Source organism: Ralstonia sp. AU12-08 (assembly GCF_000442475.1).
In the GTDB taxonomy this organism is placed as follows: Bacteria; Pseudomonadota; Gammaproteobacteria; order Burkholderiales; family Burkholderiaceae; genus Ralstonia; species Ralstonia insidiosa.
Genome location: NZ_ASZV01000022.1, coordinates 166,872 through 188,012 on the forward strand (window position 1 = coordinate 166,872; position 21,141 = coordinate 188,012).

Below are 21,141 nucleotides of genomic sequence, written 5' to 3' on the forward strand. Positions count from 1 at the left end.
TGGTGACACGTATCAATTTGAGTTGCTGCCCCAGCCAAATCGACCTACTTTCTCCGGCCATCCCAGCAGCTCCCGCCAGGCCCCAAGCCCTTTACAAAGCCGGCAACCACGCGTGATTTCGCAAAAAAAAAATCGCCCGGATATCAAATCCGAGCGTTTTTTTCTCACCAAATGCAACAACGCCCGGAGCGTCAACGCTTCGGGCGTAAAACCAACACGGCGAGTCTCCCCGCGTGGTGGCTAGGAATGCATCGCAAACCGGCTTTTAGAACTTGTAACGCGCACCCAGATAGATTTCATGCGAGACCAGCTTGGCACGCAGCATTTCGTCTTGCATGCCGACAGCATTGGTGAATGCGTTCCAACCGCTTTCCGTCTTGCCCATATCAACGTATCGATAGCCCAGGTCCAGGGTCAGCTTCTTGATCGGGGAATACGAAACGCCCGCACCCAGCGACCACGCCAAGTTGGTTTGGCTTGCGGAGTTGAACGGACCGCCGAAGCCATTGGCCGGGTTGATCTGGGCGCCTTCCGACTTCAGCATGGCCAGACCCAGGCCACCCATTGCGTACACCGACACGTTCTTGGCCACCGCGAAGTCGCGGTACACGTTGGCCATCAGACGTTGCGAGTGAATATCGTGGTAGTTGTTGCTGGGCCAGCGCGTCGACCCGCTTACGAAGGCATCCTTGCGCGGCAGCGTGTATTCACCTTCGACACGCCAGCCGTTGGCGAAGTCGTAACCCAAAGCGAACGAACCAGTTGATCGCCTTGCAATGCTTGCACGCTTGCTTTGCGAATCAGGGCAAGCGGATCGACAGGACGATCGTCACGGCGGACTTCGAAATGCAGGTGCGGCCCAGTCGCCGTTCCGGTACGGCCAACTGCACCCACGCGCTGCGCGCGTTCAATGTGCATGCCTACACGCAACTTGGGGTCGATCTTGGAGAGATGCGCGTAGTAAGACGTGAGCCCATCCGGGTGCCGAATGACCACGTACTTGCCATAGCCGCGCCGCTCGTTGCCGATATGCGCAACCACGCCCGCTTCGGACGCACGCACGGCCCTGCCGGTCGGCGCGGCAAGATCGACGCCAGAATGCCCGTGATGGACACCCGTGACAGGATGCGTGCGCTCGCCGAAGTCTGAGCTGATGCGGGTTGCCTGAACCGGCCAAGTGAAGCGCAACCCCGCCAAGAGCGTGCCGTCGAATCGGTAGTAGTCGCCTTGTGGACGCGCGTTCGTTGCAAACCAGACACCCGCATGACGCTTACCACGGAACTGCACCTCAATCGCAGTCAGGCGGATCGCCTGCTCGCAGCAAGTATCGGCGACGGGTTCGTAGGCAACACGAAAGTAGTCGCCTTCCTGGCCTCGGGCCGACATGTCGACCTTTCCACGAAGCAAGCGCGTGATCTGCTGCAACAGGTCGCCCGGTAGATCCGCTCGCGCGAGTGCCTTGCGAAACGTGCTCGCGATCTCGCCCGCTCGCGTGCCGGATTGCGGATCTGCAGTCGGCGACGGCACCGAGGAGCCGCCCCACGGCGCGTGGGGCACATTGGAGAAACGCGCATCAACAAGGTTGCCCGCCGGCGGCATGAATGCCACGTTCGATACTGCAGGCGCATCCGGTGCCGGCGTTACACCCAGTGCGGGTGCGGGGATCACTGCCGTCATGGATCCGTACAGCAAGGCAAGACACGCGCACAGCGACCGCCGGACTCGACGGGTCGGGACAACGTTGCTTGCAGAGCGACCTTGTTCGCGCGCGAGACAGGAAAGCAGGTCGAACTGCATGACGTCATCACTCGCTTGAGAATCGAGAAACAAGAAAATCGGGTCGTGCCTTACGGCACAAGAATTTGCGCCGAACTCGGCATCGGGGTCGAATGTACCGATGCACTCTTGGTGGGTGTATAGGACCGGTCCGATTCGGCGCTGTGATTTGCGCCCTGGTTGTTGGCTATGCGATGGGAGGTGGCGGATGATCCGCTTCTCGTCAATTTCGTGCTCGCACATCACGAACTTGGACCGCAACCGTGTTGAGGACTTGGCGTCCTTGCCCGGTGTGCTACAATCGCGGGCTTCCGGAGAGATGGATGAGTGGTTGAAGTCGCACGCCTGGAAAGCGTGTATAGGTTAATAGCCTATCAGGGGTTCGAATCCCCTTCTCTCCGCCAGAATTCATTCTCAGCGACTCTCGCTGAGTCTCAGGCGCTCTCCCAACCCGCGCTAGATTGCGGGTTTCGTGGGTAACGGCGCTCTTGCCTCCTCTCAGAGCCACCCAGACAATCTCACCCTAAATTGTGGGTAGGATCGTGGGTATGGCCTCTTCCAGACAGTTACACCGCCTGAACGCTCTGCGCGTCGCCAAGCTGCTGACGCCTGGCTACCACGCCGACGGCGGCGGCCTGTACCTTCTACAGCGACGCATCTGTAGAAGGTGCTGTCGCCCATACGGGTAACACCACCGAGGGAAAAAGCTTTGCCGTCGTGATGGCAGACGCCGCCGGCACCGCCAGTCGCCACGACTGCATCAGAGGCAGATGCCGGCGCCCAGGCCGAATAGCCAGCGATACCGGCTGCGGCCAGCGCACTCACGCCGACGATAGAGAGCGTCCGCCGCATGCGCGCAAGCTGCTGCGATACGGCCGTACAGGCGACGCATTGAATGGTGGCTCTCGCTCGCCAGATTCGTAGTAGGCGTAGGTCCGCGCGGAGACACCTCCCTTCTCGGCCATATCGCTCTGCGATAGACCAAGTCGAACGCGCTCCTCCGCTAGGCGGTTCCCGTAATGCACTTTCATGCAGCTTTTAATTTATAACCCGCACATTTGTGCAGATAATGCTTGTGAATCCAGTTGACTCACAAAGCTTATCACCATGACCTATCCCGACGCCGCCCTACGAAAGCGGTGTCCGAACGGGGTTCGTTCGGACAAGCGCCTGCAGGTGAGCCTCGCGCCAGACGAGCTGGCTGACTTGAAAGCTCGCGCGAGGGATGAAGGCCGCTCCGACTCCAATATGGCCTGGGTGCTGCTCATTCGGGCCATGGCTGCTCACCAACAGAAGCTTAGTGACGGGGCTACGTCACATGCACCGACCCAGCTCCTTGGTAGCCGAAGTCCGCGCTTAACTTGGGCAAGCAAGGCGACGTAGTGCTCCGCTTGCACATCAGTGAAGAGGGGTATGCCGGCGACGTTAGGATCGTGAAGTCGTCTGGAACCAAGGATCTGGATGAGGCAGCAGTAGTCGCGGCTCTGACCACTCGTTGCATTCCGTTCGTCGATCCAGAAACCGGCAAGGCGGCTCCTGTTACAGCGACGAAGCCATATCGCTTCGTAATCGACAAGGACGTTCCGGCACGCCTGTGCCCAAATTTGTCCCTGATGGCCCGCCAGAATTCACGAAAACGCCCGCCCACGCGGGCGTTTTTGTTTTCTGCCCTGCCTCTACTCACAAAAACAAAAGGCCCCGTCTCCCGACAAGGCCTTTTGCATCCCACGTGCCGACACGTCGTGCGTGCCTGCATCCCCCTCGCGCAACCTCAGTGCAGCGTTGCAGACGCCTCGGTCAACAGCGTCTGCGTAACCTGTTCGCGGATCGACTGGGCCTTCATCAGCAGGCGCAGTGCGATGTCCGCGCCGCGGCTGGCAGCCACGCGCTCGATGAAGGCGCTGCGTGCGCGCTCGTTCAAGGTAGCGACGTGTGCGGCTTCGGACCACACCTGCCAGGCGGCGGGCTGACCAGCAAACTGCTGGCGACGGCGCAGCAGGTCCGAATCGATGGCGGCGGCAATTTCGACGTCCTGAATGGTGCGGTTCATGATGGCCCCCTTCTGTCTTTGCGTGGCGCCCTGTGCCGGGCGGGTCTGACCGGATTACGCAACGTCTGTGCCAGTTTTGACGACAAGGCGATAGCTGCCGTCTTGCCCGACTCGAACACGGAACGCGCCTGTTTGAAACGCAATACGGGCAAGCCTTTGTCGGCCGAATCCCCACCTTGGTGGGGTGCAAATTTCTCATCCGAAAACGGCACGTGGGGGACGCTTCTCTCACGTTCGTTACGCGGTGCGTTACGTAACGCGCCGGATGTTTCTGACCGAAAACACGTGCGGATGACGGCGTCAAGCTCGCCGCGCACCGTACAGCGATAGGCATGCTTGGAGCTTGATTGACCGCGTCCAAGCTGTTGGCGCACGGCTGTGGGTGTTCACGACCAGCGCACTGATCAGCAAGGGCCACAAGCTGCGCGTGGCCGTGGGCGCGAGCAACCTGCCACAGGGTGTACTGACGTTCTATAGCGATGCAACGCAGCCGTCCAAAGTCGTGCTGCCGGTCGTGCCAGCGTCTGCTCTTCAGTAAACGAGGTTCATTCGCATTATCGGCCCGTGCTTTTTTTGGCGGGCTTTTTATTTACACACAGAGAGCGGTAGCGATGTGTAAGCGGATTAATACATCACTCGAAAACGTTTTCTATATGAACCAACACCGCAAACCGAGCTTATACCTGACTTAAATTAATCAAAATAAGGTATTTATCCCTTCACTTTGGGAGTGATCCGTAAAACCCATCACGCAATCCGAAATTGCGCGGCAGCCACAACCGGAAAAAGCGCTAAGCCTTATAGATCAAGGCCTCCACAGCCTTAGAAAGAACTAAGTGGAAACCTGCACAAAATTGATGTTCAGGATTTCCAGACCCCGCCGATAACCCCGTGAAGATCAACAGAATCAAACCGGAATAACCGGTCTCACCTCTCCAACGGTGAGGTTTTCGAAGTCCGCAGCAAACGGCAATAAAACGGTGGCAGGTTCGCCCGCTTCTCTCGTGCCATACCGGGCAGCCAGGCCAATCACGATTGCACCCATCCCGTAAGACTGGAGGACGCTGTGAATCTTTCTCAGATGACCATCAAGGCCAAGCTCACTGCAGGCTTTGGCGTGCTGGCAGCCATTGTCGTCGTGGTATCAGGCATGTCATTGCACGCGCTGTCCAATTCGACCGAAGGTTTTTCCAATTTCGTGCACGGCATCAACGCCCGTGCCGCAGTTGCCACGGAAGTGCGCACAGCGGTGGACCGTCGCGCCATTGCCGCACGCAACCTGGTGCTGGTGGTTACGCAGCAAGACCTGGAACTCGAGAAGGCCGAGGTTTTCCGCGCGCACGAAGACGTGCAGAAGCAACTCAAGCTGCTTAAGGAAATGATCGCCAACGCCAAGGACGCCACCGATCGCGGCCGCGCGCTGGTGGCCGACATCGACAGCGTGGAATCGCGCTATGGCCCGGTGGCGACCGATATCGTGTCGCTGGCGCTGGCCGGCAAGCGTGATGAAGCCATCCAGAAAATGGACAACAACTGCCGCCCGCTGCTGGCCGCGCTGGTCACGGCCACGGAAGCCTACGCTGCCTATACCCGCGAGCGCCAGGAGCAGCTTGTGCAGGACTACGACGCCAACTACGCCAACCAACGCAACATGCTGATCGCGCTGTCGATTGGCGCGGCACTGCTGGCAGTGATTGCGGGCATGATCATCACGCGCTCGATCACGCAGCCGATCCGTGTTGCCGTGGACGTGGCCAAGACCGTGGCGCGCGGCGACCTGAGCAGCCGCATCGACGTGCGCGGCAAGGATGAAACCAGCCACCTGCTCTCTGCCCTGCGCGACATGAACGGCCGCCTGACGGAAATCGTCGACAAGGTGCGTGACAGCAGCGGCAGCGTAGCCGGTGCTGCCAAGCAGATCGCCGCCGGCAACGCCGACCTGAGCCAACGCACGGAGGCACAGGCATCGTCGCTGCAGGAGACGGCTGCCAGCATGGAAGAACTGACCTCCACCGTGAAGCAGAACGCTGACAACGCCCAGCAGGCCACGGCACTGACGGCCAACGCATCGGCAGTCGCGCAGAAAGGCAGTACGGTGGTCAACCAAGTGGTGTCGACCATGCAGGACATCAGCGAGCGTTCGAGCAAGATTGCGGACATCACCGGCATCATCGAAGGCATCGCGTTCCAGACCAACATCCTGGCGCTGAATGCCGCTGTGGAAGCCGCGCGTGCAGGGGAACAAGGCCGTGGCTTTGCCGTGGTGGCCAGCGAGGTGCGCAGCCTGGCACAACGCTCTTCCACCGCCGCCAAGGAGATCAAGGAGCTGATCGCATCTTCCGTGGAGCGCATTCACGATGGCTCGACCCTGGCGAGCGAAGCGGGTGAAACCATGAGCGAAGTCACACAGGCCGTGGCCCGCGTCACGGACATCATGGAAGAGATTGCCGCTGCATCGGCCGAACAACGACGCGGCATTGAACAGGTCAACCAGGCGATCTCGCAGATGGACGAAGTCACGCAGCGCAATGCGGCGCTGGTGGAAGAAGCCGCGGCCGCCTCGCAATCACTGCAGGATCAGGGGCAGGAACTCAACGCGGCGGTGGCCTTCTTCCGCATTGATCCGCACGCTGTGCATACCGCGCACGCCTGAGCCGCACACCGTATTCTCCAAGCCGTCATTGAGCCCGCTGCCGAGAGGTCGCGGGCTTTTTTTCGGCCTACAGCGGATCGCGCAGATAGCCAACCAGCTTGTCCACCACCGGCCGGTTCGGCTTGGTCAGCAGGCTGACGACAATGGCCGCCACAAACCCGGCCGGCACACCAAACGCACCCGAGGCAATCGGGTCCACACCAAACCACGGCTGGCCCAGGATGCCCGTCATGCGCGTGAAGAACGGGTAGTTGACGAAGATGTAATAGACGCTGACCGCCAGCCCGGTGAGCATGCCGGCAATGGCACCCGCGCGATTGGTGCGCTTCCAGAACACCCCCAGCACCAACACCGGGAAGAAGCACGAAGCCGCCAGCGAAAATGCCGCCCCCACCAGGAAGAGAATGTTGCCGGGCTTGAGTGAGGTCACATACGCCGCCAGCAAGGCCACCGCCAGCAACACCACCTTGGCGCTGGTCACGCGCCGCTGATGGCTGGCCGTGTTGTCGATCATGTGGAAGTACACGTCGTGCGACAGCGCATTGGCAATCGTCAGCAGCAGGCCGTCAGCCGTCGACAGCGCAGCCGCCAGCGCACCTGCGGCAATCAGCCCGGACAGCACATACGGCAGCCCGGCGATCTCGGGTGCCGCCAGCACCACCATGTCCGGCTGGATCATCACCTCTGCCCACTGGACGATGCCGTCGCCATTGATATCGCGCAGCGTCAGGACAGCCGGGTCGACCTTGCGCCACGGCACGATCCACTGCGGCAGATCGGCAAACGGCGTGCCCACCAGATGCTGCAGCAGGTCCAGCTTGACGAGCGCCGCCAGCGCCGGCGCTGAGACATACAGCAGCGCCACGAAGAACAGCGTCCAGCTCACCGAGTTGCGCGTCTCGCGCACCGACGGTGTGGTGTGAAAGCGCGTGAGGATGTGCGGCAGGCTGGCCGTTCCCACCATCAGGCAGAACACCAGCAACACAAAGTTCAGCCGCTCGGTGCCGCGCTCGGCCTCAGACTTGGACGGAAACGGCTCGCTGGACGGTGGTGCGGCGCGACTGCGCTCCAGGGCTGCTTCGCGCTCCAGGTTCCACAGAATCGACGCGCTGGCCGCATCCGCAGGAAACTCCTCGCGCGCACGCTCCAGCGTCTTGATCTCGCGCAGCGGCGCATTGCGCTCGCGCGCCAGCTTCAACTGCGTGTTCAGCGCCTCGCGCGACTCCTCGAACGATTGCGGCAACCGGGCAATGCGCTCCTGCAACGCCTGCGCTTCGGCCAGGAAATGGTCACGCACGCGCTGCTCGGCCGGGTCATGGGCAATGCGCAGTTCCTCCTTCTCGATCTGCTGCAGCAGCTGACCGGTCGAGAGCTGCGGCACCGGATCGTGATACCGATGCCAGCCAATCAGCCCCACCACGCCCAGGAACGACACGATCATGATGATGTACTGCGCCACCTGCGTCCAAGTCACGGCACGCATGCCCCCCAGGAACGAGCACACCAGAATGCCCGCCAGCCCGAAGAACACACCCACCGAAAACTCCACGCCGATGAAGCGCGTCACCACCAGCCCCACGCCCTGGATCTGCGCGACAAGGTAGACGAAGGAACACAGCGTCGCGCCCAGCACGGCAATGCCACGCACCACCGAGCTGCCGCCGCGCTCGCCATTGCCATAGCGTGTGGCAAGAAAGTCCGGCACGGTGTAGCCGCCAAACTTGCGCAGGTACGGCGCCAACAGAAAGGCGACCAGGCAATAACCGCCAGTCCAGCCCATCACATAGGCCAGTCCTTCATAACCGGAGGCGAACACGATGCCCGCCAGGCCGATGAACGAGGCGGCGCTCATCCAGTCAGCCGCGGTGGCCATGCCGTTGAAGAACGCGGGCACGCGGCGCCCGGCCACGTAGTACTCAGTCAGATCCGCCGTGCGGCAGATCAGCCCGATGCACGCATAGATGGCGATGGTGACGAACAGGAACACATAACCGAGCCACACCCCCGGCCCGCGCACGTGCTCGATCGCGCCCATCATGACGATGAACAGCAGCAGCCCTACGGTGTAGAGCCCGTAATACAGAAACAGCCGCTTGCGAAAGCGGCTGTCTTGTTGAGGGTCAGTAGCCAAGATTGGCGACCTGTTTCTGGAGTTAGAGGCTGCTGCAAAATGAAGCGCAGCGCTTCTGACGGTTCAACGCCGCCGCAGACAGTACATCGAGTACGGCAAGGCGGCGTTGGGCCGTCAGAATCATTTTTCAGCGGCCTCTTAGCGGGTTTCCTTCAACTGATCGAGGATTGCCGGGTTCTCCAGCGTGGACGTGTCCTGCGTGATGTCCTCGCCCTTGGCCAGGGAGCGCAACAGCCGGCGCATGATCTTGCCGGAGCGCGTCTTGGGTAGGTTGTCGCCAAAGCGGATGTCCTTGGGCTTGGCGATCGGCCCAATCTCCTTGCCCACCCAGTTGCGCAGGTCAGCAGCGATCTGCTTGGCCTCATCGCCATCGGGGCGCGAGCGCTTGAGCACCACGAATGCGCAGATGGCTTCGCCGGTCATGTCATCCGGACGGCCCACCACGGCCGCCTCGGCCACCAGCGGGTTCGCCACCAGCGCCGACTCGATTTCCATCGTGCCCATGCGGTGGCCCGACACGTTCAGCACGTCGTCGATGCGGCCCATGATGGTGAAGTAGCCGGTGTCCTTGTCGCGGATGGAACCGTCACCCGCCAGGTACAGCTTGCCGCCCAGCTCTTCCGGGAAGTAGCTCTTCTTGAAGCGCTCCGGATCACCCCAGATGTTGCGGATCATCGACGGCCATGGGCGCTTGACGACCAGGATGCCGCCCTGCCCGTTCGGCAGGTCCTGTCCGGTTTCATCGACGATGGCAGCCATGATGCCCGGCAGCGGCAGCGTGCATGAACCCGGCACCAGCGGCGTGGCGCCCGGCAGCGGGGTCATCATGTGACCGCCGGTTTCGGTCTGCCAGAAGGTATCGACCACCGGGCAACGGCCACCGCCAATGTTCGTGTGGTACCACATCCAAGCTTCCGGGTTGATCGGCTCACCCACGGTGCCCAGCAGGCGCAGGCTCGACAGGTCGTATTGCTTCGGGTGGACTTTCTCGTCCGCCTCAGCCGCCTTGATGAGCGAGCGGATAGCCGTCGGCGCGGTGTAGAAGGTATTGACCTTGTGACGCTGGATCATGTCCCAGAAGCGGCCAGCGTTCGGGTAGGTCGGCACGCCTTCGAACACGACCTGCGTGGCGCCGGCAGCCAGCGGCCCATAGGCGATATACGTGTGGCCGGTCACCCAGCCGATGTCGGCCGTGCACCAGAAGACATCGTCCGGCTTGAGGTCGAAGGTCCACTGCATGGTCAGCAGCGCCCACAGCAGGTAGCCGCCCGTGCTGTGCTGCACGCCCTTCGGCTTGCCCGTCGAACCCGAGGTGTAGAGGATGAACAGCGGATGCTCGGCACCCACCGGGGTGACTTCGCAGGTGTCCGGCTGGCCGGCTTCGACTTCATCCATCGCACGGTCACGGCCTTCGACCCAGTTCACCTTACCATTGGTGCGGCGGTAGACGATCACGTGCTTGACGGCGTCGGTGCCCTCCATGGCCAGCGCTTCATCGGCGATGGCCTTGAGCGGCAGCGCCTTGCCGCCGCGCATTTGTTCATCCGCCGTGATGAGCGCCACCGCGCCCACGTCGACGATGCGCTCCTGCAGCGATTTGGCCGAGAACCCGCCAAACACCACCGAGTGCGTCGCGCCGATACGTGCGCAGGCCTGCATGGCGACGATACCTTCCACCGACATCGGCATGTAGATGACGACGCGATCGCCCTTCTTGATGCCCAGTGCCTTCAGGCCGTTGGCGAAGCGGCAGACGCGTGCGTGCAGTTCGCGGTAGGTAACGCGGGTGACCTTGCCATCGTCGGTTTCGAAGATGATGGCGACCTTGTCGGCATTGCCGTTCTCAAGGTTGCGCTCGAGGCAGTTGTACGAGGCGTTGATCTCGCCGTCTTCAAACCACTTGTAGAACGGCGCGTTGGATTCATCCAGCACCTTGCTGAACGGCTTGTGCCACAGCAGGTGCTCGTGTGCGAGGCGCGCCCAGAAGCCTTCGTAGTCGTGCTCGGCCTCGGCGCACAGGGCACGGTAGGCGTCCATGCCGGCGATGTTGGCCTGTTTGACGAAGGACTCGGGCGGGTCGAAGACGCGCAGTTCCTGCAGAACAGATTCAATGCCAGCCATGTTGTCTCCTGATAGCGGTGTCTGTAATCGTTTTGCGGCGAATCTAAGCGGCTGACCTGACTCCAGCCTTACGTATCTGACGCCGCAATTTGACGCGAAGGGCATTACTATAATGCGTCACTCAGCACTGCGGCGCGCATCGCAATGCAACATGGCCGGCTTGAAAGCCGCGTCCCGCATCACTCTCCACCCAATTCGTCATCGTGCCCATCCACGCCCTTTTCCTGATTGCTGCCATGGCACTGGTCGGCAGCAACGTCGGTTTCGGCAAATCGATCGTCGCCGTCATGCCGGTGATGCTGTTTGCGTTGCTGCGCTTTTTGATCGCCATCGTGTGCATGGCACCGTGGTACAAGCCGTCGCGCATGCGGCGGGTGACGCGCGGGGAATGGACCAACCTCTTCCTGCAGGCGTTCTTCGGCACCTTCGGTTTCACGCTGCTGATGCTCAACGGTGTGAAGCTCACGTCGGCGCTGGCTGCCGGCATCATCACCAGCACGATCCCGGCCACGGTGGCGCTGCTGTCGTGGCTGGTACTGCGCGAGCGGCCGTCGGGGCGGACCTTCGTGTCGGTCGTGCTGGCCGTGGCAGGCGTGGCCATTCTCAACGCGTACCGTGGTGGCGAATCCTCCGGCGCGACGCCTGCGGATGCCTCACAAGCGTTGCTGGGCAATGCGCTGGTGATGGGCGCGGTGATCTGCGAATCGATCTACGTGATTTTGTCTCGGCGGTTGACGCAAACGTTGCCCGCCATCGAGATCTGCGCGTACACGCACCTGATCGGCGGCCTGCTGATGCTGCCGCTGGGCCTGGTGCCGCTGCTGACATTCGATGCATCGAACGTGCCGGCTTCCATCTGGGGCCTGGTGGTCTGGTACGCGCTGTCGGCCAGTATCTTCTCCTTCTGGCTGTGGATGAAGGGCATTCGGCACGTGCCGGCGCACTTGGCAGGTGTGTTCACCTCGGTGCTGCCGATTGCTGCGGCCACGTACGGCATCGTCGCGCTGGGTGAGACACCGGGCTGGCCACATGCCGTGGCGCTGGCCTGCGTGGTGGCGGGCATCCTGGTGGCGAGTTGGCCGGCGCGGCCTCGCCAACCCTTGCGGCGCGGGCGGGTGGCCGATCCGCTGGACCCGCTTGATCCGTCGCTGGACCGCGAGTAACACCATCTCCAAACACGCGATAGACCACCACCCGATGAACCGCTATTTCCGCCTGAGTAGCCTGCGAGTCTTTGGCGCGCCCGTCTATGTCCATTGGACCGTCCTTGTAGTCTCGGCTGTCCTGCTGGCGTATTCCATCAAGGCGCCCTTCACGGCTCTGGCGGCGCTCTGCTCATACTTCGGCATCATCCTGCTGCACGAAACCGGGCACGCCTACTTTGCGCGGCGTGCCGGCGCCCGGACCGAGGCAATCTACCTTGGCCTCTTCCACGGCATGTGCGTACACGAGACCCCGGCACATGAACGCGATATCTACGTGATTGCCTGGGGCGGTGCGCTGGCGCAGCTTGCGGTGGCATTGCCATTGATCCTGCTGGCGAATGTCACACCGGCTGCACGTTTGCCGATCATCGGCGAGGTGGTGCTGTATCTCGGCTACGTCAGCCTGCTGGTCGCAGTCATCAACCTGATTCCGGCCCCCGGGCTCGATGGCGAGCACGCGTGGCGCCTGCTCCGCTGGCCAAGTGGACTTCGCAAACAGAATGCAGCGGCCAAACGGCCGAAACATCTGCGCCGGGTCAAGTAGCGCTGCGGGCCGAGAGGGGACGGACTGCCTCATCTCGCGCCCACCCGCAGGGTGAGGCTGCCGGAGCGCATTGGCGCGGCAGCCCTGTCCGCGCATCGATTCCGACGAATCCGCTCGGACAATCCGGCCCCGACATTGGGTGTATGATCTGCGGCTGTTCTGAGCCAGCGGCGCCCGCCGCTGGTGCGTAGTGCAAATCACTGCGGCGCATCACTGCCGCGGATCATTGCCCTACCGCATCCCGGTTTCTCATTCCTATACGTTGGTCCCCACCATGACCGTCATTCGTCAAGAAGACCTCATCCAGAGCGTCGCCGACGCGCTGCAGTACATCAGCTACTACCACCCGATGGACTACATCACTGCTCTGGGCCGCGCCTATGAGCAGGAACAAAGTCCGGCGGCCAAGGACGCCATCGCGCAGATCCTGACCAACAGCCGCATGTGCGCAGAAGGCAAGCGCCCGATCTGCCAGGACACCGGCATCGTCACCGTGTTCCTGAGGGTGGGCATGAACGTGCGCTGGGACGGCGCCACGATGAGCCTGGAAGACATGGTCAACGAAGGCGTGCGCCGCGCGTACAACGACGTCGACAACAAGCTGCGCGCGAGCGTGCTGGCGGACCCGGCTGGCAAGCGCACCAACACGAAGGACAACACCCCGGCCGTGATCAACATGTCGATCGTGCCGGGCGACACGGTGGACGTGATCGTCGCGGCCAAGGGCGGCGGCTCGGAAGCCAAGTCGAAGTTCGTGATGCTGAATCCGTCCGACTCGATCGTTGATTGGGTGCTCAAGACCGTGCCGACCATGGGCGCCGGCTGGTGCCCGCCGGGCATGCTGGGCATCGGCATTGGCGGCACGGCTGAAAAGGCCATGCTGCTGGCCAAGGAAGCCCTGATGGAGCCGATCGACATTCAAGACCTGATCGCCCGCGGCCCGAGCAACCGTGCGGAAGAGCTGCGCATCGAGCTGTACGAGAAGGTCAACGCGCTGGGCATTGGCGCGCAGGGCCTGGGCGGCCTGGCCACCGTGCTCGACGTCAAGATCCTGGACTACCCGACGCACGCCGCCAACCTGCCGGTCGCGATGATCCCGAACTGCGCAGCCACGCGCCACGCACACTTCACGCTGGACGGCAGCGGCGTTGCCAAGCTGGAAGCGCCGGACCTGTCGCAATGGCCGAAGGTGGAATGGGCACCGAACACCGAAACGTCGAAGCGCGTGGACCTGAACGCGCTCACGCCGGAAGAAGTCGCCTCGTGGAAGCCGGGCCAGACCCTGCTGCTCAACGGCAAGATGCTCACCGGCCGCGACGCTGCGCACAAGCGCATCGCCGACATGCTGGCCAAGGGCGAGAAGCTGCCGATCGATTTCACCAACCGCGTGATCTACTACGTCGGCCCGGTCGACCCGGTGCGCGATGAAGTCGTCGGCCCGGCCGGCCCGACCACCGCTACGCGCATGGACAAGTTCACCGAGACGATGCTCGCCCAAACGGGCCTGATCGCCATGGTGGGCAAGGCCGAGCGCGGCCCCGTCGCCATCGAATCCATCCAGAAGCACAAGTCGGCCTACCTGATGGCCGTGGGCGGTGCGGCTTACCTGGTGTCGAAGGCCATCCGTGGTTCCAAGGTGCTGGCGTTCGAAGACCTGGGCATGGAAGCCATCTACGAATTCGACGTGAAGGACATGCCTGTCACCGTCGCCGTGGACAGCTCGGGCACATCGGTCCACAAGACCGGCCCGGCGGAATGGCAAGCGAAGATCGGCAAGATTCCGGTCGCCGCAGCCTGATCTGCTCAACGTCTGATATGACGACACGCGCGCAGGCACCGGTCGGGGTCTTCGACTCCGGCCTCGGAGGGCTCTCCGTCCTGCGCGCGATTCGCGCCGAACTACCGGCCGAATCGCTGCTCTACCTGGCGGATTCCCGCCATGCCCCGTACGGGGAAAAATCTCCCGAATACATTGCGGATCGCACGCTGCGCGCATGTGAGTGGCTGGTCGACCAAGGCTGCAAGGCGCTGGTGATTGCGTGCAATACGGCCACGGCGCAGGCCGTGCATGTACTGCGCGAGAAGCTAGCGGTGCCGGTGATTGGTGTCGAGCCAGGCCTGAAGCCGGCGGTCGCACACTCAAAGAGCCGTGTGATCGGTGTACTCGCCACGGAGAGCACGTTGCGCAGCGAGAAATTCGCGCGCCTGTTGGCTGCGGTCTCCGGCGATTGCAAAGTGATGAGCCAGCCGGGCTATGGCCTCGTCCCGTTGATCGAACGCGGCGACACGCACTCCCCCGCCGTGCTGGAACTGCTGCAAGCCTATCTGCAGCCGATGCTGGATGCTGGTGCCGACACCCTGGTGCACGGCTGCACGCATTACCCGTTTCTGGAAGATGCCATCCGCGAGATTGCGGGCGATCGGTTGACGCTCATCGATACCGGCCACGCTGTTGCACGCCACCTGGGCCGCACGTTGGTCGCGGCGCAGTTGCAAGCTGATGGACCAGCCGCATCGCCACGCTTCATGACCACTGGCGATGTGCTTCCGCTGCAGGCCATGGTGGCCGCGCTGCTGGGCGAAGCGCCGATGGCCAGCCAAGTCTTGATTGGCGACACCGCCCTGGCAACGTCGTAGTCGACACCCTCACGCAGGAAACTTGCGATCGAAGGCACGGTTATTGGCTTCGATCACCTTGAGCGAATCCTCCGCCCAGGTTTTCAGGGCAATCACCAGCGGCAAGAGTGTGCGTGCAAGCGGGCTCAACGCATATTCCACTCGCAGAGGCCGTTCATCGTAGACGTGCCGCTCGATCAGGCCGTCGCGCTCCATCGCGCGCAGCGTCTGCGTCAGCATTTTCTGCGAAACCCCTTCCAGGCGCCGCCGGATATCGCCAAAACGCATGGGCGCGTCTTGCAGCGCCACCATGGTCAGCACCGTCCATTTCTGCCCGACACGCGCCAGCACGCCACGAGACGGACACACTTTCAGGAATGCATCCGGCGGTAGCTGAATCTTTCTCGACATGGTTACTTTTAGGTACCTAATTGACGATAGAAACCATTATCGGAAAGATGGAGACTCCCAATCAACCCTAGGGTGCAAACCATGAAGATTGCGTTTCTTGGCGGTGGAAATTTCGGCGGCAACCTGGCCAGCCTACTCGCGGCAGCCGGTCACGACGTGGTGGTGGGATTGCGCGATGTCGCACGTGCACGCCCCGGCGCCAACTATCGCGTGACGTCACTGGAAGCGGCTGCGGCACATGGCGATGCTGTCGTGATCGCCATCCTGTACCAGGCGTGTGCTGACACACTGCCGCCGCTAGCGTCACGGCTGAGCGGCAAGATCGTCGTGGATGCGACCAATGCGCTGCAGGACGACTGGTCGCCGTTGCCGCTGGGAGCGTTCGCCTCCGCCGCCGAAACGCTGCACCACCTGCTCCCCGCCTCCAGGCTCGTCAAGGCGTTCAACACGGTCTTTGCCGACATCATGACGCCGGACCGGCTTGATCGCAGCGGACAGCCGGTGACGGCGTTCATCGCCGGTGACGATGCACAGGCCAACACGATCGTCGCAGACATTGCCGCAAGCGCTGGATTCGCCCCGGTCGTGACGGGCCCCTTGAGCAACGCACGCTATCTCGAGGCCATGGCACATCTCAACATTCAGATCGCCGTGCGTCAGGGCGGTGGGACGGATGCCGGGTTCGTCTATCACCGGGCGGACGGGGCACGCCAGCTGCGTGCCACGCAGCAGCACGTCTGATTGGCTGGGCTGAAAAAACAAAAGGCCCCGATCACGCCGGGGCCCTTTGCATCCAGGCCCGTTCGAAGGCCTGGCACCTCACGCCGTCAAGCGACGGCATTGCGCTGCGTTATACCGACGGCTGCGCCGGTGCAGCAGAACCCACCGACTCGCCTTCGTTCACCTCTTCATCCGCCGGCTCGTACTTAGCGACCACGGCAGTGGCCAGGCTGTTGCCGATCACGTTGGTGGCCGTGCGGCCCATGTCGAAGAACTGGTCGATACCGATGATGAGCAGCAGACCGGCTTCCGGCAGGTGGAACATCGGCAGCGTGGCCGCCACCACCACCAGCGAGGCACGCGCCACACCGGCCATGCCCTTGCTCGTGAGCATCAGCACCAGCAGCAGCGTCAATTGCTGCGTGAAGCTCATCTCGATGTTGTAGGCCTGTGCGATGAACATCACCGCAAACGCCTGATACATCATCGAGCCATCGAGGTTGAACGAATACCCCAGCGGCAGCACGAAGCTGGCAACGCGCTTGGGCACGCCAAACTTCTCCAGCGCTTCCATCGTCTTCGGATACGCCGACTCACTGCTGGCCGTCGCAAACGCCAGCATGGTCGGTTCGCGAATCAGCCCCAGCAAGCGGCCAAGCGAGCGGCCCAGCAGCACATAGCCGACGAAGAACAGGATCGCCCACAGCAGCGCAAGACCCAGATAGAACTCGCCGATCAGCTTGCCGTAGGTCCACAGCACGCCCACGCCTTCCACCGTGATGGCGGCAGCCATGGCGGCAAACACGCCCAGCGGCGCGAAGCGCATCACGTAGTCGGTAATGCGGAACATCAGCTTGGTCAGTTCTTCCAGGCCTCGTCCGATCACACTCTCCATCGGGTTCTTCATGGTCGACAGCGCGGCGCCGAAGAACAGCGAGAACACCAGGATCTGCAGGATTTCGTTGTTGGCCATCGCCTCCACGATGCTGCGCGGGAAGACGTGCGTGATAAAGGCCTTGAGCGTGAAGTCACCAGTCTTCAAACCCGACGTTGCCGCCATGTCTGGCAGCGGCAGATTCATGTGCACGCCCGGCTGGAAGAAGTTGACCAGCAGCATGCCCAGCGCCAGCGACGTGGCCGACGCACACACAAACCAGATCATCGCGCGCAGGCCCACGCGACCAACCGCGCTGCCACCGCTCATGCTCGCCAGCCCCGTCACCAGGGTCGAGAACACCAGCGGCGCGATGATCATCTTGATCATGCGCAGGAAGATGTCGGTGATGATGCTGAAGTACGAAGCGATGTCCTTGGCCGCAGCGGCGTCCTTGGCGTATTCGTGGCAGCCCCAGCCGACGGCAATGCCCAGCACCATGGCAATGCCGATGTGGGAGGTCAGACGTTTGGTGTTCAAGACTTTCTCCAGGAATTCCCCGGGGCCGGAGGGCGGTCACGGGCCAGCGGATCTTGTGTGGGCCAAGGGCGGCCCAAGTTCGTCACGCTTTGTAAAAAGCGAGGATATTAGACAAGCAGATGGCGATCGTTATGTCGATGTTGCATAGCAACATGCAAATTTTGCATAGATTGCCCAACGCTGGCTGACGGCTCGTGCCGATGCCGCACCGGCATTGGCATCGCGCATCGTCGGCGAGATTATTGATCGGTGCGCAATGCCGTCGGCGCATACCAACAAGCGCCCTTTAGCACACATGTGATGCGGCGTCTGCATCACTGCTACCATCATCGGTCGGCAAACCCACAGGATCCCCACGATGAAGATGGCCCCCTTCGCTTTCGGCACGACCGACTGGTCCGCCATCGAGCCCACCGAGCACACCGGTGAGACCGGCATGGCCCTCTGGCGCACGCGCTACTTTGGTGACGAGCCCAACCGCATCCGCGTGCGCATGGTCGAGTACACCCCCGGCTACCTGGCCGACCACTGGTGCAAGAAAGGTCACATCCTGTTCTGCCTGGACGGCGAACTGGAAACCACGCTGGAAGACGGCCGCAAGTTCACGCTCACGCCCGGTATGAGCTACCAGGTGGGGGATGATGCCGAGGCGCATCAGTCCTATACAAAGACGGGCGCCCAGCTCTTTATTGTCGATTGATCACCGCGGTGTAAAACCAATCGACCGGTGCTCGCGCAACTCCGGCTTGACCGAATGCTCCTGCCGCAGTTGCGCGAGAAACGCCTCCGGCTCCAGCGCCTCGCCCAGCAGTAGCGATTGCTGCTTGACCACCGCAAAGTCACCCGGCGTGAGCATATCCAGCGAGGCCAGAATCTCGCGCCACACCGGCTTGAGTGCATCCGCATTGCCACCCAGCGCCTCGGCAATGAACATCTGCTCGCGCTGGGCCCGCATCAGCGGCCTGAAGCGGATCTTGAATGCAAAGCGCCGCAGCGCCGCCTCATCTAGCCGATCGAACAGGTTGGTTGTGCAGATGAAGATGCCGTCAAAGCGCTCCATGCCCTGCAGCATCTCGTTGACTTCCGACACCTCGTAGTTGCGCACCGCGCCCTGGCGGCTCTGCATGAAGCTGTCGGCTTCGTCGAGCAGCAGGAGCGCGCGCTCTTCTTCAGCACGCGAGAACATGGCGGCAATCTGCTGCTCCGTCTCGCCCACGTACTTGCTCATCAGGTCTGATGCGCGGCGGATCATCAGCGGCACGTCAAGCTGGCTGGCGATGTGCTCGGCCAACACGGTCTTGCCCGTGCCCGGCGGCCCGAAGAAGCACAGCGTGCCGCGCTTGCGTGCGCGCAGCGCTTCAATCACCCGCTCCACAGGAAAACGCGTCTCTAGGTTCAAATAGTCGAGCTTGTATTCGGTGACGACGCGGTGCGCCGGCACTTCCGGGCGCAAGCCCATGGCCTGATCCGCATGATCGAGTTGGCGCACGATCAACGATTCTGCAGACTCCTCCATCGCCGGCTGCGTCAGGCGTGCGAAGCGTGCGGCGGAGTCGATCTGCGCAGGCGTGAGTGTCTTGCGCGCGGCCAGCTTGGCCATGAAGGCATCCGACACTTCCAGCCCTTCCAGATGCTTGCGGATGATGCTCTCACGCACGGTCGGCGGCGGCACCTTCAACTCAAGATGGAACTGGAAGCGCCGCAGGTACGCCGGATCGATCTGCCGGATCGAGTTCGACACCCAGATCACCGGCACCGGGTTTTGCTCCAGCGTCTGGTTGACCCACGCCTTGCCGTTGACGGAGCCGCGCGGCTCTTCATGCCCGAACAGGCTCATCAACTCGCGCGTGGGGCCGGGGAATACGTCTTCCACCTCATCAAACAGCAATACGGCGCCAGGCCGACCACGCAAGAAGGCTTGCGAGACCTGCAGCGAGCGATAGCGGTCTTTGCCGGAGAGGCTGTTACCGTCCTTGTCGAGGCAATCCACCTCGTACAACTCGCAACCGGCATCGCGCGCCAGCACACGCGCCAGTTCGGTCTTGCCGGTGCCGGGCGCGCCGTACAGCAGGATGTTCACGCCCACGGCACGCGTCTGCGACGCGTTTTCCAGCAAGGCGGTCAGATAGCGCGCGTCCGTCTCGACATGCGGATAGTCGGATTGCGCCAGCGTGGTCGGCGGCGCGGGGCGTGTGAAGACGGCCATCATCTCCGCCTCACACGCGTAATCGCCCAGCAGCACGTGCAGCAGACGATCGGAGATACGCATCAGGTCGCCCAGGTCCGTGACGCTGTTCTCGGGCAACGGCGGCTCGATCAGGCCAAGCGTTTCCAGCCGCGAACCAGGGCGTAGGGAGGCTGCCACCTCGGCAGTGCTCGCGCCTGCCAGCCCCGCCAGCAACTGGAAGGCCTCCTGGCTGTGAGCGACCTTGCAGTCGACCATCACCGCACGCAGGTCGCGCTTGTACTTCACCAGCGACGCGAACAGCAGCAGCGCGCGCTCATGCGGCGGCAGGCCCAGCACGTGCGCCAGCATGTCGATATTGCCAACCAGCAGCACGCGCTCACTGGATAGCCGCTCGCCCAGTGCATCGCACGAGGCGCCAAACACGGTGAACATGTCCTTGGCGTGATGCTTGACGTACTCGTCGAGGTAGTAGAACAGCGAGCTTTCATCAAAGGCGCTGCTCCACTGGCCGTGGCGGTCCATAAAGGTGGGCAGATCCAGCTTGCCGACGGCGCGCCAGCCCGGCATATCGGCGCAGCGCGCAGCCAGGAAGCGCTGCAAGCGCTGGATGACCGTCACGGGCCAGATCAGCTCCGGCGCGCAGACGGTGAGAATGTCGTTGATGTTGGTGCGCAGATTGAAGCGCAGGCCCATCGCACAAACCGTACGCAACGCAAATTGCGCGCACATGGAGTCCAGTGACGACAACAGCGATTGAGGCTGCCTGCCGCCCGTGGGGACGAACGTACCATCGTCGGCGTCGTCCAGGCTGAGGTTGTCTTCATCCATGGTCGCCCCCTATTCACCGCTTCCCCGTTCACGGTTGGCCGGCCGGTCACCGTGTTTGAATGCTTTTCATCGTAGCGTGTTTGCGCATGCAGCGTACCCGGGTCGACCCCCATGCCCGCAAATTGCGGGCCCGCTGAGCCCATACGATCAAAGCGCCTGGGCAGCCAGTTCTCCGCTATCCGTCATCTGGATGTGCAGCCCGCCCCACGAAAGACGTCGAAAGGATCATGGGATTTTTCGCAAATAGGAATCATTATCGTTTATACTTTTTCCTATCGCTGCAATAGGCTGAAACAAAGTCGCACCCCGACTTTCGCAACACTGTTGCATGTTGCGGGCCTAAAATACCTGTCATGTCGGCAGCGACCCTGCCGACACCAACACTAGGCGCCATGGAACTGCTCCTGAGTCTGCTGATCAGCATCGGGGTTTCGCTCATCGTGTTCGGCAAGCGCTGAAGCCGAGCCTTGTTGAACGGTTGCTC

At 62.3% G+C, this 21,141-nt stretch carries 18 protein-coding genes, 1 tRNA gene and 1 pseudogene; 11 read left to right on the forward strand and 9 right to left on the reverse strand.

Annotation, left to right across the window (positions count from 1 at the left end):
• Positions 1–265 precede the first annotated feature (265 nt).
• Together C404_RS42395 and C404_RS0129950 are read right to left on the reverse strand one after the other, a co-directional pair.
• Positions 266–748 carry an outer membrane protein gene (locus C404_RS42395; RefSeq protein WP_021194871.1) on the reverse strand — a complete coding sequence of 161 codons (483 nt, stop codon included), beginning with the start codon at positions 746–748 and terminating at the stop codon, positions 266–268.
• The gene (locus C404_RS0129950) at positions 676–2,019 is read right to left on the reverse strand and encodes a M23 family metallopeptidase (protein ID WP_080981253.1); all 1,344 of its coding nucleotides are present in this window, start codon (positions 2,017–2,019) and stop codon (positions 676–678) included. The genes C404_RS42395 and C404_RS0129950 overlap by 73 nt, the downstream gene beginning before the upstream one ends.
• Before the next feature lie 70 nt (positions 2,020–2,089).
• On the opposite strand from C404_RS0129950, the gene C404_RS42400 reads away from it, so the two are divergent.
• A tRNA-Ser gene (locus C404_RS42400) sits at positions 2,090–2,180 on the forward strand.
• Positions 2,181–2,597: 417 nt separating this feature from the next.
• On the opposite strand, the gene C404_RS60675 is transcribed toward C404_RS42400, so the two are convergent.
• Positions 2,598–2,807: a helix-turn-helix transcriptional regulator gene (locus tag C404_RS60675; protein WP_037011623.1), complete on the reverse strand. Its 210-nt coding sequence runs from the start codon at positions 2,805–2,807 to the stop codon at positions 2,598–2,600.
• Positions 2,808–2,883: 76 nt separating this feature from the next.
• Between C404_RS60675 and C404_RS61000 the strand changes: the two genes are divergently transcribed.
• Positions 2,884–3,159 carry a ribbon-helix-helix domain-containing protein gene (locus C404_RS61000; protein WP_064496187.1) on the forward strand — a complete coding sequence of 92 codons (276 nt, stop codon included), beginning with the start codon at positions 2,884–2,886 and terminating at the stop codon, positions 3,157–3,159.
• Positions 3,132–3,335: pseudogene (locus C404_RS61005) on the forward strand (energy transducer TonB); the annotation flags it as partial. The gene C404_RS61000 and the pseudogene C404_RS61005, both read left to right, overlap by 28 nt.
• Positions 3,336–3,547: 212 nt before the next feature.
• On the opposite strand, the gene C404_RS42415 reads toward C404_RS61005, so the two are convergent.
• Complete coding sequence (locus C404_RS42415; protein ID WP_021194873.1) at positions 3,548–3,826, reverse strand: DUF7696 family protein; 279 nt, start codon at positions 3,824–3,826, stop codon at positions 3,548–3,550.
• Between the two features lie 343 nt (positions 3,827–4,169).
• Here C404_RS42415 and C404_RS42420 point away from each other — a divergent pair, with 343 nt between their 5' ends.
• Positions 4,170–4,364 carry a hypothetical protein gene (locus C404_RS42420; RefSeq protein ID WP_021194874.1) on the forward strand — a complete coding sequence of 65 codons (195 nt, stop codon included), beginning with the start codon at positions 4,170–4,172 and terminating at the stop codon, positions 4,362–4,364.
• A gap of 543 nt (positions 4,365–4,907) precedes the next feature.
• Positions 4,908–6,479, forward strand: coding sequence for a methyl-accepting chemotaxis protein (locus C404_RS42425; RefSeq protein ID WP_021194875.1), 1,572 nt, complete (start codon positions 4,908–4,910; stop codon positions 6,477–6,479).
• A gap of 67 nt (positions 6,480–6,546) precedes the next feature.
• On the opposite strand, the gene C404_RS42430 is transcribed toward C404_RS42425, so the two are convergent.
• Together C404_RS42430 and acs are read right to left on the reverse strand one after the other, a co-directional pair.
• Positions 6,547–8,613: a sodium:solute symporter family protein gene (locus C404_RS42430; RefSeq protein WP_031329353.1), complete on the reverse strand. Its 2,067-nt coding sequence runs from the start codon at positions 8,611–8,613 to the stop codon at positions 6,547–6,549.
• 135 nt (positions 8,614–8,748) lie between these two features.
• Complete coding sequence (acs, locus tag C404_RS42435) at positions 8,749–10,731, reverse strand: acetate--CoA ligase (protein ID WP_021194877.1); 1,983 nt, start codon at positions 10,729–10,731, stop codon at positions 8,749–8,751.
• Positions 10,732–10,934: 203 nt separating this feature from the next.
• Between acs and C404_RS42440 the strand changes: the two genes are divergently transcribed.
• The 4 genes from C404_RS42440 (at position 10,935) to murI (ending at position 15,117) form a co-directional block, all read left to right on the forward strand.
• Entirely contained in the window at positions 10,935–11,894 is a 960-nt protein-coding gene (locus C404_RS42440; protein ID WP_080981255.1) for a DMT family transporter, read from the forward strand.
• A 34-nt stretch (positions 11,895–11,928) separates the two neighbouring features.
• Positions 11,929–12,480, forward strand: coding sequence for a hypothetical protein (locus tag C404_RS42445; RefSeq protein WP_021194879.1), 552 nt, complete (start codon positions 11,929–11,931; stop codon positions 12,478–12,480).
• 274 nt (positions 12,481–12,754) lie between these two features.
• Positions 12,755–14,278, forward strand: a complete 1,524-nt coding sequence (locus C404_RS42450; protein WP_021194880.1) for a fumarate hydratase — start codon at positions 12,755–12,757, stop codon at positions 14,276–14,278.
• Between the two features lie 17 nt (positions 14,279–14,295).
• Positions 14,296–15,117 carry a glutamate racemase gene (gene murI / locus C404_RS42455; RefSeq protein WP_021194881.1) on the forward strand — a complete coding sequence of 274 codons (822 nt, stop codon included), beginning with the start codon at positions 14,296–14,298 and terminating at the stop codon, positions 15,115–15,117.
• Between the two features lie 9 nt (positions 15,118–15,126).
• On the opposite strand, the gene C404_RS42460 is transcribed toward murI, so the two are convergent.
• Complete coding sequence (locus tag C404_RS42460) at positions 15,127–15,507, reverse strand: winged helix-turn-helix transcriptional regulator (RefSeq protein ID WP_031329354.1); 381 nt, start codon at positions 15,505–15,507, stop codon at positions 15,127–15,129.
• Positions 15,508–15,588: 81 nt separating this feature from the next.
• On the opposite strand from C404_RS42460, the gene C404_RS42465 reads away from it, so the two are divergent.
• On the forward strand, positions 15,589–16,248 hold the full coding sequence (locus tag C404_RS42465; protein ID WP_021194883.1) for an NADPH-dependent F420 reductase: 660 nt from the start codon (positions 15,589–15,591) through the stop codon (positions 16,246–16,248).
• Between the two features lie 109 nt (positions 16,249–16,357).
• Here C404_RS42465 and C404_RS42470 read toward each other — a convergent pair whose 3' ends face one another.
• Positions 16,358–17,641, reverse strand: coding sequence for a dicarboxylate/amino acid:cation symporter (locus C404_RS42470; protein ID WP_021194884.1), 1,284 nt, complete (start codon positions 17,639–17,641; stop codon positions 16,358–16,360).
• 358 nt (positions 17,642–17,999) lie between these two features.
• Here C404_RS42470 and C404_RS42475 point away from each other — a divergent pair, with 358 nt between their 5' ends.
• Entirely contained in the window at positions 18,000–18,341 is a 342-nt protein-coding gene (locus C404_RS42475) for a DHCW motif cupin fold protein (protein WP_021194885.1), read from the forward strand.
• Here the strand turns inward: C404_RS42475 and C404_RS42480 are convergent, their stop codons facing one another.
• Positions 18,342–20,657, reverse strand: a complete 2,316-nt coding sequence (locus C404_RS42480) for an AAA family ATPase (RefSeq protein ID WP_021194886.1) — start codon at positions 20,655–20,657, stop codon at positions 18,342–18,344. It lies immediately after the preceding gene.
• Positions 20,658–21,141 lie beyond the last annotated feature (484 nt).